Origin of the sequence: Shigella sp. FC1967, from assembly GCF_001743005.1 — a bacterium.
Lineage (GTDB): Bacteria > Pseudomonadota > Gammaproteobacteria > Enterobacterales > Enterobacteriaceae > Proteus.
In genome coordinates this window covers 1-1716 of the sequence record NZ_MIIZ01000945.1, presented here as the reverse complement: position 1 = coordinate 1716, position 1716 = coordinate 1, and the positions used below count along the sequence as shown (strand labels likewise).

The following is a 1716-nucleotide window of genomic DNA, read 5'->3' as shown; positions in this document are numbered from 1 at the left end:
AAAGGGAAATTATGTTTAGCCGAATGAAAATAGTGACTGGATTATTATCCATTCTTCTGTTGTTTGGTGTTTTGCAATTTGTCTCAGGAGGCGTTTTTTTACTCAAATATTGTTGAGACAAGAAACGACCTTAATAAAACACTGACAATACAAGATCAACGTGAACGCCTAGATGAAACCTGGGCTAATTTACTACAAGCTCGTAATAACATTAACCGTGCTGCGATTAGTTTTTTATTACAAGATAAAAATCTTAACGTAGATGATTCCTTGTCTGTTGATTATCTGGCGGGTCTTGCTCGTAAAAACATGTCTCGTGCAGACGAGAAATTTAAAGAATTTGAAAAGAATATTACTGCTTATCAAGTTCACTCAGAAGATGATGTTCGTAGCCTAAAAGGGCGTTTTATCGAATATTTCTCCGCATTAAACCAATTAGAAATTTTACTGCAAGATAAAAACTTAAAAGATTTTTTTGAGCAACCCACTACGGGTTATCAAGATGCTTTTTATAAAGAATATCTTGCATATGTCATGCGTAATGAGAAATTTAACGAAGAGTTAAATGTGGCACTAGAAGCCTCTCATCAACGTACAGTCATGACTATGGCTGTGCTAGCGATTATCGTTATCTCATCATTAATTCTATGCTGGTTTGCATTACGTAATGCTTTAATTAGACCATTAAACTCACTTCTATTAAGTATTAAAACTTTTTCTGAAGGTGATTTACGTCCAAATATCGAAGTAAATGGACGCAATGAAATGAGCTTGTTAGCCAATGGTTTAAAACACATGCAACAAGAGCTTATTCAAACTGTTCGTGGTGTCTATCAAAGTACGGAAAACATTTATAACAGCACAAGTGAAATTGCTGCTGGTAATAATGACTTATCTGCTCGTACAGAAGAGCAAGTGGCTTCGTTAGAAGAAACGGCTGCAAGTATGGAACAGTTAACGGCGACAGTAAAACAGAACGCAGACAATGCTCGCCAAGCAAGTAACCTAGCTAATGACGCCTCAGATATAGCCCGCCAAGGCGGAAAAGTTGTGGCTAATGTGGTGCAAACGATGCACGACATAGCCGGAAGTTCTCAGAAAATCACCGATATCACAGCCGTTATCGATGGCATTGCATTCCAGACCAATATTTTGGCACTGAATGCGGCTGTTGAAGCAGCAAGAGCCGGTGAGCATGGTCGCGGATTTGCGGTAGTTGCCGGTGAAGTTCGTAACCTTGCACAGAGAAGTGCAGAAGCTGCTAAAGAAATAAAAACACTGATTGAAGATTCTGTAAGTCGTACTGAAACGGGCTCTGTACTCGTTGAAAGTGCGGGTGAGACGATGACGCGTATTGTAGATTCAGTAACGCGTGTTACTGACATTATGGGCGAAATCGCTTCTGCATCAGATGAGCAAAGCCGAGGTATTTCACAAGTTGGTCTTGCGGTTTCTGAAATGGATCGTGTCACTCAGCAAAACGCCTCTTTAGTAGAACAATCTGCAGCCGCCGCTGCTGGTCTTGAAGATCAAGCAGTTGCATTAACCCGCTTAGTTTCAATCTTCAAATTACCGGGCCAGGAAGAAAAAACGCTAGAAAGAATGGAATCGGATGCACCCCCTGTAGTTAAAGCCGCTGCTCCACTTATAAAACCAGGAACCTCAGAAAAGAAAAAGAGCAGCAGTGTTGAAGATCCCGCTAACTGGGAAACTTTC

The 1716-nt window shown here is 40.5% G+C and carries 1 pseudogene; it reads left to right on the top strand.

Annotated features, from left to right (window positions below):
- Positions 1–11: 11 nt before the first annotated feature.
- Positions 12–1716 (top strand): annotated as a pseudogene (locus BHE89_RS16515) (methyl-accepting chemotaxis protein); the annotation flags it as partial.